Genomic DNA, 23,225 nt, shown 5'->3' on the forward strand with positions numbered 1-23,225 from the left:
GGCAGTACCCTGAGGTACGTGCAGTTTCTCGACGGCCAGCGGCCCCCGTACGACCTGACCTACGACGACGTCTTCATCGTCCCGAGCCGGTCGGACGTCGCCTCCCGATTCGACGTGGACCTGTCGACCGCCGACGGCACCGGCACGACGATCCCGGTGGTCGTGGCCAACATGACGGCGGTGGCCGGACGGCGGATGGCCGAGACCGTGGCCCGCCGTGGTGGCCTCGTGGTGCTGCCCCAGGACCTGCCGATCGATGCGGTGAAACAGACCGTCGGCTTCATCAAGAGCCGCGACCTGGTGGCCGACACCCCGGTGGTCCTCGCACCCGACGACTCGGTCTCCGATGCGGTTGCCCTGATCCACAAACGGGCCCACGGCGTGGCGGTGGTGGTATTCGAGGGGCGGCCGGTCGGGCTGGTCACCGAGGCCGCCACCGTCGGTGTCGACCGGTTCGCCCGGGTACGCGACATCGCGATCACCGATTTCGTCACCGCGCCGGCGCACACCGAACCCCGTGAGGTGTTCGAACTGCTCGAGCACGCTCCCGTGGACGTGGCCGTGCTCACCAGCGCCGACGGCGCCCTGGCCGGGGTGCTGACCCGCATCGGTGCGGTGCGCGCGGGCATCTACACCCCCGCCGTCGACGCGGCGGGGCGGCTACGCATCGCGGCCGCGGTGGGTATCAACGGCGACGTGGCCGCCAAGGCGCAGGCGCTGGCCGAGTCCGGGGTGGACACCCTGGTGGTCGACACCGCGCACGGCCACCAGTTCAAGATGCTCGACGCGATCAAGGCGGTGTCATCGCTGGATCTCGGCATCCCGCTGGCGGCGGGCAATGTCGTGTCGGCTGAAGGGACCCGCGACCTGATCGGAGCCGGGGCCTCGATCGTGAAGGTCGGTGTCGGCCCCGGCGCGATGTGCACCACCAGGATGATGACCGGAGTCGGCCGTCCGCAATTCTCTGCCGTTCTCGAATGCTCTTCAGCGGCACGGGAACTCGGCGCTCATGTCTGGGCCGACGGCGGAGTGCGGCATCCGCGCGACGTGGCGCTGGCGTTGGCCGCGGGCGCCTCCAACGTGATGATCGGATCCTGGTTCGCCGGTACGTACGAATCCCCCGGTGATCTGATGCGCGACCGCGACGGCCACCCCTACAAGGAGAGCTACGGCATGGCCTCCAAACGGGCGGTGGCCGCCCGCACCACCGCCGACAGCGCGTTCGACCGGGCGCGCAAGGCGCTGTTCGAGGAAGGCATCTCGACCTCGCGGATGGCGCTGGATCCCGACCGCGGCGGGGTGGAGGATCTGCTCGACCACATCACCTCCGGGGTCCGCAGCACCTGCACCTACGTTGGTGCGAACACGATCTCCGAGCTGCACGAGCGGGTGGTTCTGGGCGTGCAGTCGGCGGCCGGCTTCGCCGAAGGGCATCCGCTGCCCACCGGCTGGTGAACGGAGCCGCGTCCGCCAAACCGCTACCATAGGGTCTGTTCAGGCCCCACCGAGGAAAGGGATCCCGTGCCGCAGGCACCCGTCGAGGCCCCCGCCCAGGAGGTTGCCTCCGGTGAGCGGCACGCGGAGGATTCCGACGCCGAACCTTCCACTAGTCGGCCGGGCACACGGCCCGGCGACCTGAAGGCACGAACCCGGTGAACGTCCTCTATACCTCGTTGAGCCTGCTGGCGATCGTCATTCTGACGTTAGGGACGGCATTGTTCGTGGCCGCCGAGTTCTCGCTGACCGCCCTCGAACGCAGCACCGTCGACGCCAACGCCCGGGATGGCGACCGCAGGGACCATTTTGTCCAGCGGGCCCACCGCACACTGTCGTTCCAGCTCTCCGGCGCGCAGCTGGGCATCTCCATCACCACCCTGGCCACCGGTTACCTCGCCGAACCCGTGCTCGCCCGGTTGTTCGACCCGGTTCTGGATCTGCTGCGCGTGCCCGATAACGCGGTACCGGGAATCGCACTGGCGCTGGCCATCCTGATCGCCACCTCGCTGTCGATGGTGTTCGGCGAGTTGGTGCCCAAGAATCTGGCCGTCGCGCGCCCGGTGCCGACCGCGCGGGCCACGGCCGGATTCCAGCTGGCGTTCGCCACCGTGATGACCCCGGCGATCAAACTCACCAATGGCACCGCGAACTGGATCCTGCGCCGGCTGGGTATCGAACCCGCCGAGGAGTTGCGCTCGGCGCGCTCCCCCGAAGAACTCGGCGCCCTGGTTCGCAACTCGGCCGAGCACGGCTCGCTCGACGAGACCACGGCGGCACTGGTGAACCGATCACTGCAGTTCGGCTCGCGGATCGCCGAGGAGTTCATGACGCCACGCACCGAGATCGAGGCGCTGGACGCCGACGACACCGTCACCGATCTGGTGACGGCCTCGGCCGACACCGGCTTTTCCCGCTTTCCCATCGTCAACGGCGACCTCGACGAAACGATCGGCATCGTGCACGTCAAACAGGTGTTCAGCCTGCCCTCCGCCCAGCGGTCGACGACCAAGCTGGTGTCGTTGGCGATCCCGGTGCCGACCGTGCCGTCCACCCTCGACGGTGACGCCCTGATGGCTCAACTGCGCGCGCACGGCCTGCAGACCGCCATGGTGGTCGACGAGTACGGCGGCACCGCGGGCATGGTCACCGTGGAGGATTTGATCGAGGAGATCGTCGGCGACGTGCGCGACGAGCACGACGACTCCACACCCGACTTCCAGAAGTCCGGCCAGGGCTGGCGGGTCTCCGGCCTGCTGCGCATCGACGAGGTCGCCGAGGCGACCGGTTTCCGCGCCTCCGAAGGTGAGTACGAAACCATCGGCGGGCTGGTGCTGGAGACCCTGGGCCACATCCCCGAGCCAGGTGAATCGGTGGAACTGTCGGCTTTCGATCCCGACGGCCCCTTCGACGACCCGGTCCGCTGGCGCGCCACCGTCATCGAGATGGACGGCCGGCGCATCGATCAGCTCGTGCTCACCGAGGTGGGCCGCTCCGGTGACGGCGACGGGGAGCGCTGATGGGCGGCGACATCTTGGGCGTGCTGCTGACGATCGCGCTGCTGGGCGCCAACGCGTTCTTCGTCGGATCGGAGTTCGCGCTGATCTCGGCGCGCCGCGACCGGCTGGAAACCCTTGCCGAACAAGGCAAGCGCAGCGCGGTTACGGTGTTGCGGGCCGGCGAGCAACTGTCGCTGATGCTGGCCGGTGCCCAGCTGGGCATCACGGTCTGCTCGATCCTGCTCGGTCGGGTCGGCGAACCCGCCGTGGCCCACTTCCTGGAGAAGCCCTTCGACCTGGTCGGGGTGCCCGACGCCGTTCTGCACACGGTGTCGTTCGTGGTGGCGTTGGGCATCGTCGTGACGCTGCATGTCCTGCTCGGCGAGATGGTGCCCAAGAACATCGCCATTGCCGGGCCGGAGACGACCGCGATGCTCGTGATACCGGTCTATCTGGTGTACGTGCGGATCGCCCGGCCGTTCATCGCCTTCTACAACTGGGCAGCCAACACCACGCTGAAGATCTTCGGTATCGAGGCCAAGGACGAGCTCGACGTCACGGTGTCCACCGTGGAGCTCGCGGAGATGATCGCCGAGTCCCGCTCCGAGGGTTTGCTGGATCCCGAAGAACACATGCGGCTGACCCGCGCGCTGCAGATCCGCAACCGCGTCGTCAACGATGTCGCGGTTCCGATGAGTGAAATCCGGGCGGTACCGGTGGCCGGGCCCGGCGCCGGTCCCACCGTCAGCGCGGTCGAGCAGGCGCTCACCGAAACCGGCTACTCCCGCTTTCCGGTCGTCGGCGGCGACGGGACCATGATCGGGTACCTGCACATCAAAGATGTGCTCAGCCAGATCGACGACCCCGATGCGGTGGTCGATGTCGCGTTGGTGCGCCCACTGCCCCGGGTGGCCGCCGACATGCCGCTGCCCGACGCCCTGTCGTTGCTGCGCCGCGACAACAGCCACCTGGCCGTGGTCACCGCGGCCGATGGCAGCCTCTGTGCGATGGTCGCCCTCGAGGACCTGGTCGAGGATCTGGTCGGCACGGTGCGCGACGGGATGCATCGCGCCTAGCCGCGGCGCGCCGCGGCATCGGCCCGGTGGGCCCGGGCCCCGTAAACGGATGCGCGCCGTTCGCCGGGCGCCCGCCAGCGCCTCGTTGAGTCGGCGGACCTCGTCGCGCAGAGCCTCGATCTGGTCTGCCGTAGCGGCATTGGTGGCGGTGTTGTCCTCGGACACCCGCTCGACGATCCAGGACGCGACCGTGGCGGTGATGACACCGATCAGGCTTATCCCGCCCACCATCAGCAGGGCCGCGATGAGCCGGCCGACAACCGTCACCGGGTAGAGGTCCCCGTATCCGACCGTGGTGATGGTGGCCAGCGCCCACCACACGGCGTCGCCGAAGGTGACGATGTTCGCGCCGGCCACCGCGCGCTCGACGTCGAGAACCGCCAGCGACGAGGCGTAGACCAGCAGGATCGCCACACTGGTGGCATAGATCACCACTCGCCCGCGCAGCGCGTTGCCGAACGCCCGCTGCAGGGTGAACACCAGCAACACCAGCCGCAATACCCGCAGCGGCCGCAGGAACGGAAGCGCGACGGTGGCCAGGTCGAACAGATGCCCGAAGAACCACCGCAGCCGGGCCTCGGCCAGCACCAACCGGATCACGTAGTCGCCGACGAACAACACCCACAGCACCGACATGGCAGTGTCCAGCCAAACGCCGGCAGCACCACGAGGCTCGGCCAGCACCTGCAGCGAGTACGTCACCAGGAAAACCACCGCAACCGCGGCCAGCGGCCATTCGCAGCGTTGTTCCCACCGGTTCAGTCGGGACTGCGGTTGGGGCAACGCCATCGATTCATCCTCTGTAATTCGGGTCCGGTTCCCCGTTATGCGTTCCCGTTCTGCTCCTCGATCATGTGTGCTGGTCGCGCCCCGGATAAAATGCGTGGGGTCCCGGCACGGCAAGTCGATGGCCGAGGAGGACACCCGATGCCACACGTGCTCGGCGAGGCGGAATGGACCGCGCTGGCGGCCACACACCGTTCCCGGGTCGAAACCTTCACCGGGCCGCACCAGCGTCGGTCCGGCCGTGGTGAGGCGCACCCGGTGTGGGACTTCCTGTTCAGCTATTACAGCCTGCGGCCCCGTCAGCTGCGGGTGTGGCACCCCGGCTTCGGCGCGGTGCTGGCCGGGACGGGTGCGCACGAGTATCTGGATCGCGCCGGCTATGTCCGCGCGGGTCACGGAGTGACAGTCGGGCTGCCGTATCTGAAGGCCCGGCTCGAGACCGTGCGCTTCGTGGCCGACTTGCTGCGATCCACCCAGGGGCGCGCCCCCCAGTTCGGCTGCTTCGGCATGCACGAGTGGGCCATGGTCTACCGCACCGATGCCGTCCGACACGGCCGGGTGCCACTGCGACTGGGCTCCGCGGGCACCGACGCGGTGGTCGAATCGATGTCGCTGCGCTGCACCCACTTCGACGCCTACCGCTTCTTCACCGACGACGCAGCTCCCCGCAACTGCGGGACACCCAGCCGAGCCGACCAGCGGGACTGGGAGCAGCCCGGCTGCCTGCACGCCAACATGGACCTCTACAAGTGGTGCTACAAGCTCAGCCCGCTGGTCGGATCGGACCTGCTGGTCGACTGTCTGCAGCTGGCCGCCGAGGCCCGCGAGCTCGACATGCGGGCCAGCCCCTACGATCTGAGCGGACTGGGATTCGAGCCGATCACCGTCGAGGAACCCGCCGGACGAGCGGAATACGTGCGGCGCCAGACAGGTATCAGTGAGCGCGCCGCACCGTTGCGCCGGGCACTGCTGACGTGGTGTGACCGGCTTTTGCGCCGGAGTGTGGCCTGCACCGCCTACGACAGCCTGTCGGAGGGGTCCCTACCTGCGGGTAAGATGAATTGATTGTCGTGAGGGAGGACAGATGACCGATCGTGTGCCCGTGGGCAACCTGCGCGTGGCGCAGGTGTTGTACGACTTCATCACCAACGAGGCACTGCCGGGCACCGGGATCGACCCCGACAGCTTCTGGTCCGGTGTGGACAAGGTCGTGACCGACCTCACCCCGCAGAATCAGGATCTGCTCGCCCGCCGTGACGAACTGCAGGCGCAGATCGACAAGTGGCACCGGCAGCGAATCATCGGCGGCATCGACGCCGGCGAATACCAGCAGTTCCTCGCCGACATCGGCTACCTGCTGCCCGAGCCCGCCGACTTCACCATCACCACCTCCGGGGTGGACGACGAGATCACCACCACCGCGGGACCGCAGCTGGTCGTTCCGATCCTCAACGCCCGTTTCGCGCTCAACGCCGCCAATGCCCGGTGGGGCTCGTTGTACGACGCGCTCTACGGCACCGACGTGATCGGCACCGAGGACGGCGCCGAACCGGGCAGCAGCTACAACAAGGTTCGCGGTGACAAGGTCATCGCCTACGCACGCAACTTCCTCGACCAGGCGGTTCCGTTGGCGACCGGCTCGTGGGCCGACGCGACGGGAATCAGCCTCGCCGACGGGGCGCTGGAGATCACCCTGGGCGATGGGCAATCCACCCAACTGGCCAGCCCGGAGAAGTTCGTCGGCTACACCGGCGAGCTCGGTTCACCGGCGTGGTCGGTGCTGTTGGTCAACCACGGCCTGCACATCGAGGTCCTGATCGACCCCGAGTCACCCGTCGGTGCCACCGACCGGGCGGGCATCAAGGACGTGGTGCTGGAGTCCGCGATCACCACAATCATGGATTTCGAGGACTCAGTGGCGGCCGTCGACGCCGACGACAAGGTTCTCGGCTACCGCAACTGGCTGGGCCTGAACAAGGGTGACCTGGCCGAAGAGGTCAGCAAGGGCGGCAAGACGTTCACCCGGGTGCTCAACGAGGACCGCACCTACAAGGCGCCCGACTCCTCGGAGTTCAGCCTGCCCGGCCGCAGCCTGCTGTTCGTGCGCAATGTCGGGCATCTGATGACCAATGACGCGATCATCATGGCCGGCGACGGCGACGAAGGCACCGAGATCTTCGAAGGTATCCAGGACGCCCTGTTCACCAGTTTGATCGCGCTGCACGGCTTGCGGGCCGAGGACGGCAGCCCGAGGCAGAACAGCCGCACCGGCTCGATCTACATCGTGAAGCCGAAGATGCACGGCCCCGACGAGGTGGCATTCACCTGTGAGCTGTTCAGTCGGGTCGAGGATGTGCTGGGCCTGCCGCAGAACACGATCAAGGTCGGCATCATGGACGAGGAACGGCGTACCTCGGCCAACCTCAAGGCATGCGTCAAGGCCGCCGCCGACCGGGTGGCGTTCATCAACACCGGCTTCCTGGACCGCACCGGCGACGAGATCCACACCTCGATGGAAGCCGGCCCGATGATCCGCAAGGGCGCCATGAAGACCCAGCCGTGGATCCTGGCCTACGAGGACCAGAACGTCGACGTCGGCCTGGCGACCGGGTTCTCCGGTCGGGCCCAGATCGGCAAGGGCATGTGGGCCATGACCGATTTGATGGCCGACATGGTCGAGCAGAAGATCGGGCAGCCGAAGGCCGGTGCCACCACCGCGTGGGTGCCGTCGCCGACGGCGGCGACCCTGCACGCCATGCACTACCACTACGTCGACGTCTACGAGGTACACAAGGAGTTGGCCGGCAAGACCCGCACCACCCTCGACGAATTGTTGACGATCCCGCTGGCTGCCGAGCTGGCCTGGTCGCCGGAGGAGATCCATGAAGAGGTGGACAACAACTGCCAGTCGATCCTGGGTTACGTGGTGCGCTGGATCGACGCCGGTGTGGGTTGCTCGAAGGTGCCCGACATCCACGACATCGCGCTGATGGAGGATCGCGCCACGCTGCGTATCTCCAGCCAGCTGCTGGCCAACTGGCTGCGGCACGGCGTCATCACCGAGGACACCGTGCGCGAGAGCCTGCGGCGGATGGCCGCCGTGGTCGACGACCAGAACGCCGGAGATCCCGAATTCCGCCCGATGGCGCCGGATCCCGAGGGCAGCATCGCCTTCCAGGCGGCCCAGGAGTTGATCCTGGCCGGTGCGGCACAGCCGAACGGCTACACCGAGCCGATCCTGCATCGGCGTCGCCGGGAGTACAAGGCCAGCATCGGCGCCTGATCGCAAGCCCGCACCGCACGACCGTTGACACGAAAGAGGATTAGGCACCGCCATGGGCAGGCACAGCAAACCCGGTCCCGGGGAGTCCTTCGGAGATCGGGACGAGCCTGCCGATCAACCGGAAAGCCCCACCGGCCGGTTCGCCCGGCCCGGTGACGGTTTCGATCACGGTGACACCGGTGACGGTGCCGACAACGACGATTACCAGCCGTCACCGCTGACCGACACCGCTCGACGGAGGATCGCCGCGTTCGAGGGCGGTCACCGCAGCGAGGGCGGCCGCCGCGGTGTGAGCATCGGGGTGATCGTCGCCCTGATCACCGTGGTGGTGGTGGTCGGAGCGGTGATTCTCTGGCGGTTCTTCGGCGACGCACTGTCGCATCGGTCGGCCGATGCCGCCCAGCAGTGCCTGGACGGCACCGTCAACGTCGGGGTGGTCGCCGACCCGTCGATCGCCGCCGACGTCACCAAGTTCGCCGACAGTTTCAACGCCGTCGTCACCCCGGTCGGCGATCGCTGCGTGAAGATGGTCGTGACGGCGGCTGATTCGGATCAGGTGGTCGACGGGTTCGTCGCCGACTGGCCCGGAGATCTCGGTGAACGCCCAGCCCTGTGGATACCGGCCAGTTCCATCGCGACCGCGCGGCTTCAGGCCGCCGCCGGCAAGGAGGCCGTCAGCGACGCGCGCTCGCTGGTCAGCTCGCCCGTCGTGCTGGCGGTTCGCCCGCAGCTCAAAGACGCATTGGCACAACAGGGTTGGGCGGCATTGCCGGGTCTGCAGAATGACCCCGGGGCGCTGGACGCGCTGAACCTGCCCGGCTGGGGTTCGCTGCGGCTCGCGCTGCCGACGGTGGGCAATGCCGGGGCCACCTACCTGACCGCTGAGGCCGTCGCGGCGGCGTCGGCTCCGGCGGGGGCGCCGGCCACCGCCGGCCTCGGCGCCGTCAACGCCCTGGTGGCCGGACAGCCCAAACTGGCCGACAACAGCGCCGACACGGCGTTCACAACGCTGCTCAGCCCCGATGACCCGGCCGGTGCACCGGTGCACGCGGTGGCGACCACCGAGCAGCAACTGTTCAGCCGGGCATCGACACCGGACGCCAAGGACAGCGTCGCCGAATGGCTGCCCCCGGGTCCGGTCGCGGTTGCCGACTATCCCACGGTGCTGTTGTCCGGGACCTGGCTGTCCGGGGAGCAGGTGAGCGCCGCCAGCGAGTTCGCCCGGTTCATGCGCAAACCCGAGCAGTTGACCGCTCTGGCGAAAGCCGGATTCCGGGCCGAGGGCACCACCGCACCGGGCAACGACGTCGTCACCTTCCCCGCGCTGGGTCCGCCGCTGTCCGTCGGCGACGACTCGGTGCGCGCCACCCTGGCCGCCGCGGTGTCCTCCCCGGCCACCGGCTCGGCTACCACGATCATGCTCGACCAGGGGATGGGCGCCGACGAGGGCGGTAGGTCCCGGCTGGCCAATGTGGTGACCGCACTGGCCAACCGCATCGGTGCGCTACCGCCGAATGCCGCCGTGGGACTGTGGACGTTCAACGGGGTCGAGGGCCGCTCGGCGGTGCCGATGGGTCCGGTGAGCGATCAGGTCGACGGCCAGCCGCGCTCAGCCGCGTTGACCGGCACCTTGACCGGCCTCACGCCGTCCGGCAGCGGCGCGGTGTCGTTCACCACGCTGCGACTGGTGTATGGCGATGCCCTGGCCAACTTCCGCCAGGGACAAGCCAATTCGGTGCTGGTGATCACCGAGGGCCCGCACACCGACCAGACCCTGGACGGGCCGGGACTCGTGCAGTATGTCAAGTCCGCCGTCGATCCGGCCAGACCGGTGGCGATCAACGTCATCGACATCGGTGACGACTCGGACCGTGAGACGTGGGAGGCGGTGACACAGGCCTCGGGTGGGACCTACCAGAACGTCGCCACCTCGGATTCACCGGACCTGGCGACCGCGGTGACGACGCTGTTGTCCTGACCGAACTCAGTCCAGGGCCAGGAGTTCGACTACGCCCGCCGTGAATTCGTCGGGCACCTCGATCTGCGGGTAGTGGCCGATCCCGGGCAGTTCGATCACCTCAGCCGCGGGCCGCAGCTCCCGCAGGCCGGCCAGCACCTCGGTGGTGGCGACGGGATCACCGGTGGCCCACAGGAATCCCAGTGGCTTGTCCCAGTCCCGCACGGCCCCGTGCCAGCGCGGGGCGAAGCGCACCCGCTCGTTGAGGTAGGCGCACAGCAGGTCCAGGATGCGGTGGCCGTCGTCGCGGGCCAGCAGCGCCCACTGAGCCTCGGCCTCGTCGGCGGACAGCGGGTGCGCGGCGCTGAACAGCTTGGCGAAGCCACGTAGGAAGCCGCGTTCATTGGTGAGCCGCGCGAAGAGCGGCCCGAACCGGCCGCGCAGGATCTTCTGGCTGGGACGCAGGCTGGCCCGTTCGATGATCACACTGCCGTTGGTGAGCACGGCGCGCTGTAGCTCGAAGGGCAGTGCGCCGGAGACGTCCCGTGCCAGTAGTTCGGTGGCCACCGAAGTCCCCATGTCGTGGGCGAGCAGCACCACCGGCCCGGGGGCGACGTCGGCGACAACCTCCGACACGATGTCGGCCTGCTCCAGCAGGCTGTAGCGGTGCGGCCGAGGCTTGTCGGACAGCCCGAACCCGAGAAAATCAAGGGCCAGCCAGGCCCGGTCACCCAACCGGTCGACGACGCCGCGGAAGTCATACGAGCTCGACGGAAAGCCGTGCAGCATAAGGACGGCGGGACGTTCGGCGGAGCCGGATCGTGAGCGGACGAAGACGTTTCCCGCACTGGTGGACAGCAGCCGTCCACCTTCTTGCCATTGGCGAACGCTGGCGGGCAGCACAGGGCGACGCTATCAGCACTGGATGGTTGTTGGAGGCGCCGACCCTCGGTCAGGGCGAATCCCGTTCCTCGTCAGACTTTCCGACGTTGTCCCGCCGGCGTTTCCGGGACTGCCAGAAGGCGATCACGCCACCGACGGCCAAACCAGCGATGCCCGCGTAGAGCATCGACCTCGCGGTGTCCGATCCTGTGGGCTCCGCGGCCGCTGGCGGTGCAGCCGTCACGCTCGGTGCGGCCGCGGCTGACGCGATGAGCGAAGTATGGGCACCGACCACCGGGCCAGCCCACAACCCGAACGTCAGGGCCATCAACGCTGTCACGATGACGCGCAGTGTGAGGGTCACCGGGCTCCTTCCACTAAGGCCGAACGCACGGCCGAGTCTACTTTTCCGCGAGGGGAAGCATTCGTGTAACGCAGGCCTGCTCGCCTGCGACAATGACGACATGTCGAAGAAATCTGCAGCGATTCTGCTGAGCGTCGCCGCGCTGGCGGCAATCCCCACGGCGTTCGCCCCGGTGGCGCAAGCCGACATATGCGGCGATATCGGTGGCCGGCACGTGAACGTGGGCGGGTGCACCCCGGGCATCGCCGGTGATGCCATCGGTGCGGCGGTGGCCGGAGACTGGGCGCGGTACGGCTTTCCGGAGAACTACGCGTACTCGCTGGTTCCCTCATTCCCCGGTGAGGCCCCGTGCATTTCGCCGACCGGGCTGCAGTATTACACCCCCGGCGCCGAGCCCTGCTACGCCCCGTAGTTCAGCCGTTGATTCAGAACTGAGGGCGAAATTTCGGCGGCGGCGGAATCCTCGCTCTGAGGTCTGACTCGACGAGCGAATCAGGCGAACGCCTCCACCGGCGGGCAGGAGCACACCAGGTTCCGGTCGCCGTACGCGCCGTCGATCCGGCGCACCGGCGGCCAGACCTTCGGGCGGAAATGCTTGCCCAGCGGATAGGCCGCCTGCTCACGGGTGTACGGGTGAGACCACTGCTCGACCAGTAGGCACTCGGCGGTATGCGGCGCGTTGTGCAGCGGATTGTCATCAACTGACCACTCCCCCGAGCCGACCTTGTCGATCTCGGCCCGGATCGCGATCATCGCCTCGCAGAACGCGTCCACTTCGGCCAGGCTCTCACTCTCCGTCGGCTCCACCATCAGTGTGCCCGCCACCGGAAAGCTCATCGTCGGTGCGTGAAAACCGAAGTCCGCCAACCGCTTGGCCACATCGTCGACGGTGACTCCGGTGGTCTTGGTGATGCCGCGCAGGTCGAGGATGCACTCGTGGGCCACCATGCCGTTCTCACCGGTGTAGAGCACCGGGTAGTACTCGTCGAGGCGCCGGGCGATGTAGTTGGCCGACGCGATCGCCGTCAGCGTCGCGTTGCGCAGGCCGTCGCCGCCCATCATCCGGATATAGGCCCAGGTGATCGGCAGGATCGACGCGGATCCGTACGGTGCCGCCGACACCGGGTGTCCCGTCGGCAGTTCCTCGGCCAGCGGATGGCCGGGCAGGAACGCCGCCAGGTGCGAACGCACCGCCACCGGTCCGACGCCGGGTCCACCTCCGCCGTGCGGGATGCAGAACGTCTTGTGCAGGTTCAGATGGCTGACGTCGCCGCCGAACTTGCCCGGCCGGGCCAGCCCCACCAAGGCGTTGAGGTTGGCGCCGTCGATGTAGACCTGCCCGCCGGCGTCGTGCACCGCCGCGCAGACGTCGGCGATGTCGTGTTCGTACACCCCGTGCGTGGACGGGTAGGTGATCATCAGCGCGGCCAGCCGCTCGGCGTGCTCGGCGACCTTGGCCCGCAGGTCGTCCAGGTCGACGTCACCGTTGTCCCGGCAGGCCACCACGACCACCCGCATGCCGACCATGGCCGCCGACGCGGCATTTGTCCCGTGCGCACTCGATGGGATCAGACAGACGTCGCGACCACCGTCGCCGCGGCTCAGATGGTAGTCCCGGATGGCCAGCAGGCCGGCGTACTCGCCCTGTGATCCGGCGTTGGGCTGCAACGAGATCGCGTCGTACCCGGTGATGCCGGTCAGCCAGTTCTCCAGGTCGGCGATCAGCTTGCGCAACCCCGGGGTGTCACCGGCCGGGGCGAACGGATGCTGACGGCCGAACTCGGGCCAGGTGATCGACTCCATCTCGGCGACGGCGTTGAGCTTCATCGTGCACGAGCCCAGCGGGATCATGCTGCGGTCCAGCGCGATGTCCTTATCGGCCAGCATCCGGAGGTAGCGCATCATCTCGGTCTCGGTGCGGTACCGGTGGAATGCCGGGTGGGTGAGGAATTCACTTGTTCGCGAGTCGATCTCGGGCCCCGCGTAGTTGCCAGCCGGCGCCGCAGCACCGGCGGTCGATGCGCCGAAGGCCTCCAACACCAGGGCGACGTGTGCGCCGGTGGTGGCCTCGTCACAGGCGATCGACACGTGGTCGGCGTCGACCCGCCAGACGTTGATGCCGCGGCCCTTGGCCTCGGCCTGCACCGCGGCGGCCCGGTTCGGGACGTGCGCCAGCACGGTGTCGAAGAAGCTGTCGTGCACCACCTCGACGCCCGCCGCGCTCAGCCCGGCCGCCAGGGCGCGCGCGTGCCCGTGTACCCGGCGGGCGATCCCGGTCAGGCCGTCCGGGCCGTGGTAGCTGGCATACATCGCAGCCATCACCGCCAGCAGCACCTGGGCGGTGCAGATGTTGGAGGTCGCCTTGTCCCGGCGGATGTGTTGTTCGCGGGTCTGCAGCGACAAGCGGAACGCCACAGACCCATCAGAGTCCACCGACACCCCGACCAACCGGCCGGGAAGCTGGCGGGCGTGCTTGGAGTGCACCGCCAGGTAGCCGGCGTGCGGTCCGCCGAATCCCATTGGCACACCGAATCGTTGTGCACTGCCGAACGCCACGTCGGCACCCAACTCTCCCGGCGGGGCGATCAGCGTCATCGCCAGCAGGTCGGCGCCCAACGCCACCAGCGCACCGCGCTCGTGGGCCTGCTCGACCAGCTTCGACCAGTCGACCACCCGGCCGCTGGCCCCGGGCAGCTGCGCGATGACGCCGAAGAGCTCGCCCTCGGGCAGCCCGTTGCGCAGGTCGGCGGTGACGATCTCGATGCCCAGCGGCTCGGCGCGGGTCGCCAGGATGGCCGCCGTCTGCGCGAACAGGTCTTCATCGACGGCCAGCCGGTTGGCCGGCCCACGAACCGCGCGATGCATCAGCGTCATTGCCTCGGCGGCCGCGGTGGCCTCGTCGAGCATCGAGGCGTTGGCGACCTCGAGTCCGGTGAGGTCGCTGATCATGGTCTGGAAGTTCAGCAGCGCTTCGAGCCGGCCCTGACTGATCTCCGGCTGATACGGCGTGTAGGCGGTGTACCAGGCGGGGTTCTCCAAGATGTTGCGGAGCAGCACCGGTGGGGTCAGGGTGTCGTAGTAGCCCTGCCCGATCATCGAGACCGCGATGGTGTTGGTGTCGGCCAGCGCCCGCAACTCGGCCAGCGCCTCGTGTTCGCCGACCGCGGTGGGCAGCTGATCAAGGCCGGGGGCCAGGCCGTCGGCGGCCAGTGCGTCGAGGATGCCGCTGGGCAACGCCTTGGCCGCCAGGTCATCGAGCGAGGCGACGCCGATGACGTCGAGCATGGTTGCCGTCGCCTCGGAATCCGGTCCGATATGGCGATCGGCGAACGCGGGCTGGGTGGGATCGGACACGAGTGGTCTCCTGGCTCGGGCGGACGCAGCCGTCAGCGGCGTCCCCTCCCTCTGTCGTCGACCCGGACCGGGCGCCTGAGAGATTCGGCTTCGCGAGCCTTTCCCCATGGGCGGGCGACCGTGAGGTCACCGCTTTCCAGAGGCATCGTGGCCACGCGCGGTCCTGGGGCCTGAGAGGTTGACGGAGAGGTGTTGCTCCTTCGGCGTTCGTGACTGGCTGCCACGAAGCTCTCCCGCGCGAGGGCGATACAGAAAAGATTCTAGCCGCCGGGCACTGTCACCGGCGAGCAGCGGGAAATCTAGCCGATCTTGCGGTCGCGGCTCTTGCGCCGCGAGGCCAGCTCGTCTTCGGGCGAAGCGATCGACTCGCCCCCGTCGGCCCGCTCGCCGGGGAAGTCCGCGATGGCGCCGGAGAGCTCCCGCATCGCACCGCTGACCGCGATGCCGAACACACCCTGACCGCCCTGCAACAGGTCGACGACCTCTTCGGCCGACGTGCACTCATAGACCGTTGTGCCGTCGGAGAACAGCGTGATATTGGCCAGATCCTGCACCCCGCGCTGGCGCAGGTGGTCGACGGCCACCCGGATGTTGTGCAATGAGATGCCGGTGTCGAGGAGGCGCTTGACGATCTTGAGGACCAAGATGTCCTTGAACGAGTACAGCCGCTGGCTGCCGGAACCGGCCGCGCCGCGGATGGACGGCACCACCAGCGAAGTCCGGGCCCAGTAGTCCAACTGACGGTAGGTGATTCCGGCGATCTGGCAGGCACTCGGGCCGCGGTAGCCGACGAGTTCGTCGGGAACCGAGTCGTCGGGGAACAGGCCAGGCTGCACCGGCTCACCCGCCGGCAGGGCGCCCGCGGTCGAATCCGCTTCGAAGCGGCCCTCGGAACCAGACGTCGTGCCAGCAAGGTCCAGTTGTCCCTGACGTGGCTGCTCGCCCACGATGCTTCCTCTCGCCGTTCGAACCTATGGCCCGCTGAGACTGCCCCACCAACCGCGTAAGTCCCCAGTCCGAGTCCACCGAGCATACGCTTGTCGACGGGCAGCCGTGCTCGTCGTCGCAATCAAAGTATGGCTGCCGGCGCGCGTGCGTCCCGTCATCCGCCGCGCGTGTCGAACCGTGAGACGCATCCGTGATCTTGGCGTTCACCGGCCACGGGCGGATACCCGGTCAGGTGGCTTTGAAATCGTCCGGCGAGACACTGTCGAGAAATTCCTTGAATTTCTCGACCTCGTCCTCGCGGACGGCACCGCTGGATTCCTCGTCGTTCTCGTCGGGGATCAGCAGCCCGGCCTCGGCCAGCACCGCTTCCTCCACGTAGATCGGCACACCCATCCGCAGCGCGATGGCCACCGAGTCCGAGGGCCGCGCCGACACCTTGATGTCGCGGTCGAAGATCAGGTCGGCGTAGAAGGTGCCTTCCCGCAGATCCACGATGCGCACCTCTTTGAGCGAATGTCCAAGTGCGCCAATGAGATCTCGGATCAGGTCATGGGTGAGCGGCCGGGTCGGCTCGACCCCCTGCTGTTCGAGGGCGATCGCGGTGGCCTCGGGCTGGCCGATCCAGATGGGCAGGTAACGGTCACCGTTGGACTCCCGCAGCAGCAAAACCGGCTGGTTCTGGGGCTGCTCGACACGAATGCCAACCACACGCACCTCACCCATCTGTGTCTGACCTCCGCGCCGGTTGTGCCATCAGTGGCGAGTCTAGTCCTCAGCGGTCGAGAACGTCTCGCACAGCGGATTTGATCAGCGACGTGTGCAAGGTGATCGCCAGGGCCGCGACCTCGCGCGCCAGGTCGTCGGCGCGGTCGCGCGCGCCGGTCTTTGACGCCTTGCCCACCGGGCCGGCGATCTGTGCGATCAGGTCGGACTGCCGGTCGGCCGCCGACCGGAAGGCCCGCAGATGCCGCGGTTCCACGCCGTACTCTCCCAGCGCCCGCGCGCATTGCGCGATGACCACCGAATGCTCGTCGAACAACCCGCCCGGACCGGTGGTGATCACGCCCGCCTTGCACAGCGCGACCACCAATTCTTCGCCGACCCCGGACCGCGCCAGCAGATCCTCGCGGCTCAGGCGGACCTGGGCGCGTGCCCCGTCGTCGCCGTCCGATTGAGCGTCAGCAGACACCGTGACCAAACGCGGTACGGCGTAAGGCGATCCGACGCGTGGTAACTCGCCATCCGGCAGGGCGTCGAGCTGCGCTTTGATCACCTTCAGCGGCAGGTAGTGATCGCGCTGGGCGGTCAGGATGAACCGCAACCTCGCACAGTCGTAGGCGGTGAACCGCCGATACCCCGATGCGCTGCGCTCCGGCGTGACGAGACCCTCGGCTTCCAAGAACCGGATCTTGGAGATCGTCACGTCCGGGAAGTCCGGTCGTAGCAGGTCCAGGACCGCTCCGATCGACATCCCGGCAAGCGCGGGAGTATCGGGTGCGGTCACTAGCTTCCTGGACCGCCTTCGTCGTCGGCCGGCTTCGGCCCGGTCAGGAACACCAGGCGGAACTTGCCGATCTGGACTTCGTCGCCGTTGGCCAGGGTGGCCGAGTCGACGGGTTCGCGGTTGACGTAGGTGCCGTTGAGGCTGCCGACATCGACGACCTGGAATTCGCTGCCGTCCAACCGGAACTCGGCATGCCGGCGGCTGACCGTGACGTCGTCGAGAAAAATGTCGGAATCCGGATGGCGGCCGGCCGACGTCGTCGGCTGGTCGAGGAGGAACCGCGAGCCGGCATTCGGCCCGCGCTTGACGACCAGCAGCGCCGAGCCGACGGGGAGACCCTCCACCCCGGACACGGCGCTCTCACCGCTGGCGGTCGCCGGGGCGTCCAGTTCGTTGAGGAAGTCGGCGCGGAAGACGGATGTCGTCTCCACGGTGACTTCATCAGACGTCTGGTCCGCCCCAGAGTTCTGGTCCTTGTCCGTCACCCGCTGCTCCTCACTGACTGCCGTGGCGATACTTGGCGGGGTGCCCGCACAAGGCGCCCGTCCGCCTCAACCATCAATTACGTCGACCGTACCGCGCTGAGGTCGCCGTTGTGCCCACCACCGCCGGATCGGTGGTTGGCAGGCACCTTAACAAGGTCATTCGGTCACTGTGCCCCGATAGGCGTCCGCGTCCAGCAACGCCGCCAACCCCTGTTCGAGGGTATCGCCGTCGACCTGCAAGTCCAACAACCACCCCTGACCGTAGGGATCGGAGTTCACCAGCCCCGGATTCGCCTCCAGATCGCCGTTGACCGCAATCACTTTGGCCGAGACCGGCGCATAGAGGTCCGAGACCGATTTGGTCGACTCGACCTCGCCGAAGGACTCGCCGCCCGTCACATCACTGCCGACGTCGGGCAGCTGCACGTACACCACGTCGCCCAGCGAGGACTGGGCGAAGTCGGTGATCCCGACGCGCACGGTGTCGTCACCGGTGCGCCGCACCCACTCGTGCTCGGTGGTGTAGCGCAGGTCGGCTGGGATTTCGCTCACAGTGCTCCTCGGTGTCGGACGCTCATTTGACGGGCTGAGCGTATTGGCGTGCTTTCGGTTGCCGCAAGGTGGTGATGTCCACCCGGTCGGACTGCGCGACGGTCATTTGCCCGCCCACCCGTTCGACGCTGTCGACGGCACCGCCCGGGATATTCATCGCCGCGGCCAGGGTGGGCGGATCACCAATGGCCAGAACAGAATACGGTGGGCTCAAAGTTTGCGCGTCGATCTCCAGCGCGCCGGGGCTGCCGACCACCCAGCTGTCGACTCCGATCCGGACTGCCCGTCGGCCGGATCGGATCTCCATCGCCTCGGCGCCGGCGGCCCGCAGCTCGTTGATGACGTCGAGCATGGTTTCGGGCGCGACACCCGGTCCTGGATCACTGATGGTGATGCTCACCCCCGGCCCGGTCGCACCGACCGTGCCGATCAGTATCGACAGGGCGGCCAGCCTGGCCTGGGCGTTCTGGATCGCGGCCTGATCGCTAGTGCCCGCGCTCTGCATGGCAGCGAGATTGCGCTGTAACTCGGCCACCTCGGTGTTCAGGGCGGCCTCACGCTGCTGCAGTGAATCCAGCAGCACCAGCAGATCGGCCGGACGGGCGGTATCCAGCGCGTCGCCGGACTCGGTCTGCCGGACCTGCGTAGCGATGCCGACACCCAGCACCAGGCACAGCAACACCCCCAGGGCGCCGAACACGAGTTGAGAGCGGGATCGCGGCGGCCGCACCGGCGCGGCGGCGTCGCTCGGCAGCTCGTGGCGGCCGTGCTCGGTCTCGGCGTCGTGGCGCTCCCCCTCGGTCACCTCACGCCCCGAACAACCTGCGCCGCAGGGCAGCGGCATTACCGAAGATGCGGATGCCCAGCACCACGATGATCGCCGTCGAGAGCTGGGTGCCCACGCCCAGCTGATCCCCCACGTAGACGATCAAAGCTGCGACGAGCACGTTGAACACGAACGACACGACGAAGACCTTGGGATCGAAGATCTGCTCCAGGTACGCGCGCAGCCCGCCGAACACCGCGTCGAGCGCGGCCACGACGGCGATCGGCAGGTATGGCTGGATGACCTCGGGAACGCTCGGGTGGAAGACCAGGCCCAGCACGATGCCGACGATGAGTGCGGCGATTCCGATCATGCCTCTCCCTCTCCCCGGGTCGTTCCGCTCCTGCCCACCGGACCCCTACGGCCCGATCTGCTTGGCAAATTTAATCTCTCGAACTGCGCCCGCGGGCACCGACAGGCCGTCACCGGTGGCCACACTCACACCTACGCCGTAAGACGCTTCCAGAAGCCGCAGCCGCTGCAGGCCGCTGCTGTGATCGAACGTATCCCGCATGCCGCTCGGTGGCCCCACCGCGAGAATCGTGTATGGGCTGCTGATCGGGTGATTGTCGACCAGGATCGCGCCACCGGCCTGGCGGATCGTCACGTTCGGCCCCATCCGCACCCCACCGACCGAGATCGCCTCAGCCCCACTGGCCCACAGTGAGTTCACCACCAACTGCAGATCGCGGTCGAGGATGACCTGACGGCTGCCGGGGACGCGTTGCTTGGAGACGTCGGTGAGATCGCGGGTCATCCCGGGGTCGGTCACCGTGATCGTCAAGCCGGGTCCGATGACGGCGGTGGTGGCCGCGGCCAGGCTCAGCGCGTCCAGCCGGCTGAGGAGATCACGTCCGGTGGCGTCGTCACGCAGCTGCCGACGCTGCACGTCGTCGTACTCAGTGGCCAGATCATCACGGCGGCGGGTGAGCCGGTCGGTGGTTCCCTCGGCCGATCGGACGCTGGCGGCAAGCACCTGCTGGGCGGCATTCACCCCGGGTGCGGTGGATCGCGCCTGGGCCACCGCGGCGGCGAAAACCACCGCGATCAGCAGGGCGGCCAGCGCCTGCCAGGCCCGGTCGGCGACCGGACGGCGGGACTGTCCGGTGCGTTCCCGCTCCGCCGCGGCGGCTGCGTAGCCGGGATCGAGGTGCTCGGTCAGCAGGGATCGCAGCAGTGACGGCAGCGGGATCCGTGATGCCCACTGCTGGTCGCCGCGGAGCCCGGCCCGAGGGTCGTAGCCGCCGAGCGCGGGATCAGGTTGTCCGGGCATTGTTGACGCCCACCTTGGGCAGAGTCGTCACCACCAGCCGCACCTGCAGCAGGTAGAGCACCGCCGACCAGAGGTACATCCCGACGCCCCAGATCAGGAATCCCCAGCCGCAGGCCCCGATCACCCGGCTCCACGTCGCATCCCACTGCCCCAGCAGCACCAGCGGGAAACCGGACATCAGCGCAAACGTCGCCGCCTTGCCGATGTAGGTGACCGGCAGCGCGGTCAACCCACGGCTGCGCACCACCGGCAGGGTTGCCGCCAGCACGAGGTCGCGGCCGATCAACGCGACCACCAGCCACCACGGCACAACACCGGCGAAGCCCAGTCCGAGCGGAACCGCCAACATGTAGATGCGGTCCACCAGCGGGTCGAGCAGTTCGCCCAGCCTCGACGACTGATTGGCCACCAGCCGCGCGATCTTGCCGTCGGCCCAGTCGGAGAAGCCGCTGAACATCAGGATCGCGACCGCCCAACCGTAGGCATGAGTGACCAGCAGCAGGTACAGGAATACCGGCACCAGGACGAGCCGGATCACCGACAGGACGTTCGGGATCGTCAGCACCCGGTCCCGGGCTGCTTCCGTCATGGACAAAACCTAACGGAAAACCCCGGGCAGGCTCAGCGCAGACAAGGTGTCGTCGTTGAGCGGGTTGTCGTGGACCATATAGGTCCAGGTGGAGGTCGGGCGGGCCAGTTTCGACAGGTCCAGCCCCTGCTCCTCGTCGAGGATGTTGGCGGTCTCGAACGTCTGCTGGGCGGCCTCGATCGCGTCGGCGGCCAGATTCGCGAACGCGTCGACGGCCATCCGGTGGAACTCGTCGAGCGGGTTCTGCCGGCCCAGCGCCCGCAGGTGGATGCTCTCGCGGATGTCGGCGAGATAGGCCAGGTGATCGGCCCAGCCACGGTCGAGGTGGAAGAGCATGATCTGGCGGCAGATCGTCTCCAGCTGCTCCTCGCTGGAGCGCTCGGCCAGCTCCTCGTAGCGGTCCGGCGACAGGTCCTTGAGCTCGGTGCGGGCCGCCGGTGTGCTCAGCAGGGTGTTGCGGCGCTCGACGATGATCGCGCGCTGTTGGGCGATGAGCTGGTTGTACCGCCAGGTGTTGGCGTGCACGTCGAGCAGCCGGCCTTCGGCCACCCGCTGGGCATGGTCGAGCAGGGCGCCAGCCTTGGGGCTGGTGATCTTGCCGGTGTCGTCGGCGTCCATCGGTAGCTTGCCCTCGTCGAGGTGGGCGACGATGACGTCGTCCTCCCAGCTGGCGAAGAACACCGATGAACCTGGGTCACCCTGGCGCCCGGCGCGCCCGCGCAACTGGTTGTCCAGGCGTTCGGTGCGGTGGCGCCCGGTGCCGATGACGTGCAGCCCGCCGAGTTCGGCGACTTTGTCATGATCGGCTTCGTCGGAGCCGCCGAGGCGGATGTCGGTCCCGCGGCCGGCCATCTGGGTGGAGACGGTGACCGTGCCGAGCTTGCCGGCCTCGGCGATGACGACGGCCTCTTCCTCATCGTTCTTGGCGTTGAGCACGACGGCGGGAACGCCGCGGCGGATCAGCCGTTCGTGCAGTTCTTCGGATTCGGCGACGTCGTGGGTGCCGACCAGGATCGGCTGGCCGGTGGCGTGGACCTCGATGATGTGCTCCATGATGGCCTCGGTCTTGGCCGCCGCGGTGATGTAGACCCGGTCGGCGGCGTCCTCGCGGATGTTGGGAGCGTTCGACGGGATCGGTGAGACGCCCAGCTTGTAGAACTGGCGTAGCTGCTCGCCGGCGGCCAGTGCGGTCCCGGTCATCCCGCACACCGTCGGGTAGCGGTTGATCAGGGCCTGCACCGTGATGGTGTCGAGCACCTCACCGGTCTCGGTGGTTTCGATACCTTCCTTGGCCTCCACCGCCGCCTGCAGGCCGTCGGGCCAGCGTTGCAGCGAGGCGATCCGGCCGCGAGAGGAGTTGATGAGCTGCACCGCACCGTCGCGGACGATGTAGTGCACGTCGCGCTGCAGCAGCACATGCGCGTGCAGGGCGACGTTGACCTCGGTCAGCGTGGTGGTGACGTGCTCCTCGGAGTACAGGTCGATACCGCCCAGGGCCGCCTCGAGCTTCTTGGCCCCGTCCTCGGTGAGGTGGACGTTGCGGCTGTCGGCGTCGGTGTCGTAATCCGTCCCTGCGGTCAGATCTCCTACCAGACGGACGATTTCGACCTTCGGAGTCTCGCGGTGGGTGGTGCCGGCCAGCACCAGCGGCACCAGCGCCTCGTCGACGAGCACCGAGTCGGCCTCGTCGATCAGTGCGACGTCGGGGTTGGGCGACACCAGGTCGGCGACATCGGTGACCAGCTGGTCGCGCAGCACGTCGAAGCCGATCTCGTTGACCGACGCGTAGGTGACGTCGCACTCGTAGGCGGCACGGCGTTCCTCGGCGCTCGACTCGGCGGTGATCCAGCCGACTGTGAGGCCCATCGCCTCGATCAGCGGACCCATCCACTCCGCATCGCGGCGGGCCAGGTAGTCGTTGATCGTGACGACGTGGACGTTGCGCCCGCCCAGGGCGTAGCCGGCGGCGGCGATCGCACCCGAGAGGGTCTTGCCCTCACCGGTGGCCATCTCGACGACGTCCCCGGCGAGCATGCGCAACGCACCCAGCAACTGCACGTCGAACGGACGCAGGCCTGTCTTCCGCTCGGCGGCCTCCCGGGCGATGGCCAGGAACTGGGGGATGTCCGCGGCGGCGGCGAGGTCGTCGAGCTCCAGCAGCTGGGCGGCCTTGACCAGCTGTTCATCGTCGAGGCCGCCGGCCTTGTCGTCGAACTCGGCCGAGGCCGCCACCTCGGCCATCGATTCGGCTTTGGTCTTCTCGGTGCTGGCACCCAGCAGGCGCCAGAAACCCCGGCTGAAGCGGCCTGGTCCAGCAGCGCTGTTCTTGCGATCTTTCGCCACGGGTCAACGG

Annotated in this window: 19 protein-coding genes, 2 pseudogenes and 2 riboswitches; of the genes and pseudogenes, 7 read left to right on the forward strand and 14 right to left on the reverse strand. The window is 68.0% G+C overall.

Annotation, left to right across the window (positions count from 1 at the left end; genetic code table 11):
• The first annotated feature begins 18 nt into the window (after positions 1–18).
• The 3 genes from ORI27_RS05215 to ORI27_RS05225 all read left to right on the forward strand — a co-directional run bounded on the left by ORI27_RS05215 (position 19) and on the right by ORI27_RS05225 (position 4,069).
• Entirely contained in the window at positions 19–1,455 is a 1,437-nt protein-coding gene (locus ORI27_RS05215; protein WP_265995491.1) for a GuaB1 family IMP dehydrogenase-related protein, read from the forward strand.
• Between the two features lie 197 nt (positions 1,456–1,652).
• A complete protein-coding gene (locus ORI27_RS05220; RefSeq protein ID WP_265995492.1) occupies positions 1,653–3,014 on the forward strand; it encodes a hemolysin family protein in 1,362 nt (453 codons plus the stop codon).
• Complete coding sequence (locus tag ORI27_RS05225; protein WP_265995493.1) at positions 3,014–4,069, forward strand: hemolysin family protein; 1,056 nt, start codon at positions 3,014–3,016, stop codon at positions 4,067–4,069. Before ORI27_RS05220 ends, ORI27_RS05225 begins: the two co-directional genes overlap by 1 nt.
• A gap of 75 nt (positions 4,070–4,144) precedes the next feature.
• Here the strand turns inward: ORI27_RS05225 and ORI27_RS05230 are convergent.
• Positions 4,145–4,858: pseudogene (locus ORI27_RS05230) on the reverse strand (potassium channel family protein); the annotation flags it as partial.
• 138 nt (positions 4,859–4,996) lie between these two features.
• On the opposite strand from ORI27_RS05230, the gene ORI27_RS05235 reads away from it, so the two are divergent.
• The 3 genes and pseudogenes from ORI27_RS05235 (at position 4,997) to ORI27_RS05245 (ending at position 10,116) form a co-directional block, all read left to right on the forward strand.
• Positions 4,997–5,920 carry a 3-methyladenine DNA glycosylase gene (locus tag ORI27_RS05235; RefSeq protein WP_265995494.1) on the forward strand — a complete coding sequence of 308 codons (924 nt, stop codon included), beginning with the start codon at positions 4,997–4,999 and terminating at the stop codon, positions 5,918–5,920.
• A gap of 19 nt (positions 5,921–5,939) precedes the next feature.
• Positions 5,940–8,166 (forward strand): annotated as a pseudogene (locus tag ORI27_RS05240) (malate synthase G).
• A 24-nt stretch (positions 8,167–8,190) separates the two neighbouring features.
• Positions 8,191–10,116: a substrate-binding domain-containing protein gene (locus tag ORI27_RS05245; RefSeq protein WP_265995496.1), complete on the forward strand. Its 1,926-nt coding sequence runs from the start codon at positions 8,191–8,193 to the stop codon at positions 10,114–10,116.
• A gap of 6 nt (positions 10,117–10,122) precedes the next feature.
• Here the strand turns inward: ORI27_RS05245 and ORI27_RS05250 are convergent, their stop codons facing one another.
• Both ORI27_RS05250 and ORI27_RS05255 read right to left on the reverse strand, forming a co-directional pair.
• Complete coding sequence (locus ORI27_RS05250) at positions 10,123–10,998, reverse strand: alpha/beta fold hydrolase (RefSeq protein ID WP_265995497.1); 876 nt, start codon at positions 10,996–10,998, stop codon at positions 10,123–10,125.
• A 49-nt stretch (positions 10,999–11,047) separates the two neighbouring features.
• Positions 11,048–11,341: a hypothetical protein gene (locus tag ORI27_RS05255; protein WP_265995498.1), complete on the reverse strand. Its 294-nt coding sequence runs from the start codon at positions 11,339–11,341 to the stop codon at positions 11,048–11,050.
• Between the two features lie 100 nt (positions 11,342–11,441).
• Between ORI27_RS05255 and ORI27_RS05260 the strand changes: the two genes are divergently transcribed.
• A complete protein-coding gene (locus ORI27_RS05260; RefSeq protein ID WP_265995499.1) occupies positions 11,442–11,753 on the forward strand; it encodes a hypothetical protein in 312 nt (103 codons plus the stop codon).
• An 80-nt stretch (positions 11,754–11,833) separates the two neighbouring features.
• On the opposite strand, the gene gcvP is transcribed toward ORI27_RS05260, so the two are convergent.
• The 11 genes from gcvP to secA2 all read right to left on the reverse strand — a co-directional run bounded on the left by gcvP (position 11,834) and on the right by secA2 (position 23,215).
• A complete protein-coding gene (gene gcvP, locus ORI27_RS05265) occupies positions 11,834–14,695 on the reverse strand; it encodes an aminomethyl-transferring glycine dehydrogenase (RefSeq protein ID WP_265995500.1) in 2,862 nt (953 codons plus the stop codon).
• A 41-nt stretch (positions 14,696–14,736) separates the two neighbouring features.
• Positions 14,737–14,843: riboswitch (glycine riboswitch) on the reverse strand.
• A riboswitch (glycine riboswitch) is annotated at positions 14,844–14,941 on the reverse strand. It abuts the riboswitch before it with no gap.
• 53 nt (positions 14,942–14,994) lie between these two features.
• Entirely contained in the window at positions 14,995–15,642 is a 648-nt protein-coding gene (locus ORI27_RS05270; protein WP_265995501.1) for a MerR family transcriptional regulator, read from the reverse strand.
• A gap of 229 nt (positions 15,643–15,871) precedes the next feature.
• Entirely contained in the window at positions 15,872–16,366 is a 495-nt protein-coding gene (locus ORI27_RS05275) for a bifunctional nuclease family protein (RefSeq protein ID WP_265995502.1), read from the reverse strand.
• 49 nt (positions 16,367–16,415) lie between these two features.
• The gene (gene ftsR / locus ORI27_RS05280; protein ID WP_265995503.1) at positions 16,416–17,147 is read right to left on the reverse strand and encodes a transcriptional regulator FtsR; all 732 of its coding nucleotides are present in this window, start codon (positions 17,145–17,147) and stop codon (positions 16,416–16,418) included.
• Positions 17,147–17,632 carry a glycogen accumulation regulator GarA gene (gene garA / locus ORI27_RS05285; protein WP_265995504.1) on the reverse strand — a complete coding sequence of 162 codons (486 nt, stop codon included), beginning with the start codon at positions 17,630–17,632 and terminating at the stop codon, positions 17,147–17,149. The genes ftsR and garA overlap by 1 nt, the downstream gene beginning before the upstream one ends.
• A gap of 156 nt (positions 17,633–17,788) precedes the next feature.
• Positions 17,789–18,184: a glycine cleavage system protein GcvH gene (gene gcvH, locus ORI27_RS05290; RefSeq protein WP_265995505.1), complete on the reverse strand. Its 396-nt coding sequence runs from the start codon at positions 18,182–18,184 to the stop codon at positions 17,789–17,791.
• A 22-nt stretch (positions 18,185–18,206) separates the two neighbouring features.
• Complete coding sequence (locus ORI27_RS05295; RefSeq protein WP_265995507.1) at positions 18,207–19,028, reverse strand: DUF881 domain-containing protein; 822 nt, start codon at positions 19,026–19,028, stop codon at positions 18,207–18,209.
• Positions 18,991–19,323 (reverse strand): small basic family protein, encoded by a 333-nt coding sequence (locus tag ORI27_RS05300; protein ID WP_265995508.1) that lies wholly within the window; start codon positions 19,321–19,323, stop codon positions 18,991–18,993. Before ORI27_RS05300 ends, ORI27_RS05295 begins: the two co-directional genes overlap by 38 nt.
• Positions 19,324–19,368: 45 nt before the next feature.
• Positions 19,369–20,283, reverse strand: a complete 915-nt coding sequence (locus tag ORI27_RS05305; RefSeq protein ID WP_265995509.1) for a DUF881 domain-containing protein — start codon at positions 20,281–20,283, stop codon at positions 19,369–19,371.
• Entirely contained in the window at positions 20,267–20,872 is a 606-nt protein-coding gene (locus ORI27_RS05310; RefSeq protein WP_265995510.1) for a CDP-alcohol phosphatidyltransferase family protein, read from the reverse strand. The genes ORI27_RS05305 and ORI27_RS05310 overlap by 17 nt, the downstream gene beginning before the upstream one ends.
• A gap of 9 nt (positions 20,873–20,881) precedes the next feature.
• Complete coding sequence (gene secA2 / locus ORI27_RS05315; RefSeq protein ID WP_265995511.1) at positions 20,882–23,215, reverse strand: accessory Sec system translocase SecA2; 2,334 nt, start codon at positions 23,213–23,215, stop codon at positions 20,882–20,884.
• Between the last annotated feature and the right edge of the window lie 10 nt (positions 23,216–23,225).

This window comes from Mycobacterium pinniadriaticum (genome assembly GCF_026242045.1).
GTDB lineage: Bacteria > Actinomycetota > Actinomycetes > Mycobacteriales > Mycobacteriaceae > Mycobacterium > Mycobacterium pinniadriaticum.

Excerpts from the sequence above, each read along its gene's own strand:
- ORI27_RS05295 (WP_265995507.1), bottom strand. The coding sequence starts at position 19,028 with ATGCCGCTGCCCTGCGGCGCAGGTTGTTCGGGGCGTGAGGTGACCGAG.
- ORI27_RS05260 (WP_265995499.1), top strand. The coding sequence starts at position 11,442 with ATGTCGAAGAAATCTGCAGCGATTCTGCTGAGCGTCGCCGCGCTGGCG.
- ORI27_RS05235 (WP_265995494.1), top strand. The coding sequence starts at position 4,997 with ATGCCACACGTGCTCGGCGAGGCGGAATGGACCGCGCTGGCGGCCACA.
- ORI27_RS05310 (WP_265995510.1), bottom strand. The coding sequence starts at position 20,872 with ATGACGGAAGCAGCCCGGGACCGGGTGCTGACGATCCCGAACGTCCTG.
- ORI27_RS05275 (WP_265995502.1), bottom strand. The coding sequence starts at position 16,366 with ATGGGTGAGGTGCGTGTGGTTGGCATTCGTGTCGAGCAGCCCCAGAAC.
- ORI27_RS05225 (WP_265995493.1), top strand. The coding sequence starts at position 3,014 with ATGGGCGGCGACATCTTGGGCGTGCTGCTGACGATCGCGCTGCTGGGC.
- ORI27_RS05300 (WP_265995508.1), bottom strand. The coding sequence starts at position 19,323 with ATGATCGGAATCGCCGCACTCATCGTCGGCATCGTGCTGGGCCTGGTC.
- ORI27_RS05245 (WP_265995496.1), top strand. The coding sequence starts at position 8,191 with ATGGGCAGGCACAGCAAACCCGGTCCCGGGGAGTCCTTCGGAGATCGG.
- ORI27_RS05305 (WP_265995509.1), bottom strand. The coding sequence starts at position 20,283 with ATGCCCGGACAACCTGATCCCGCGCTCGGCGGCTACGACCCTCGGGCC.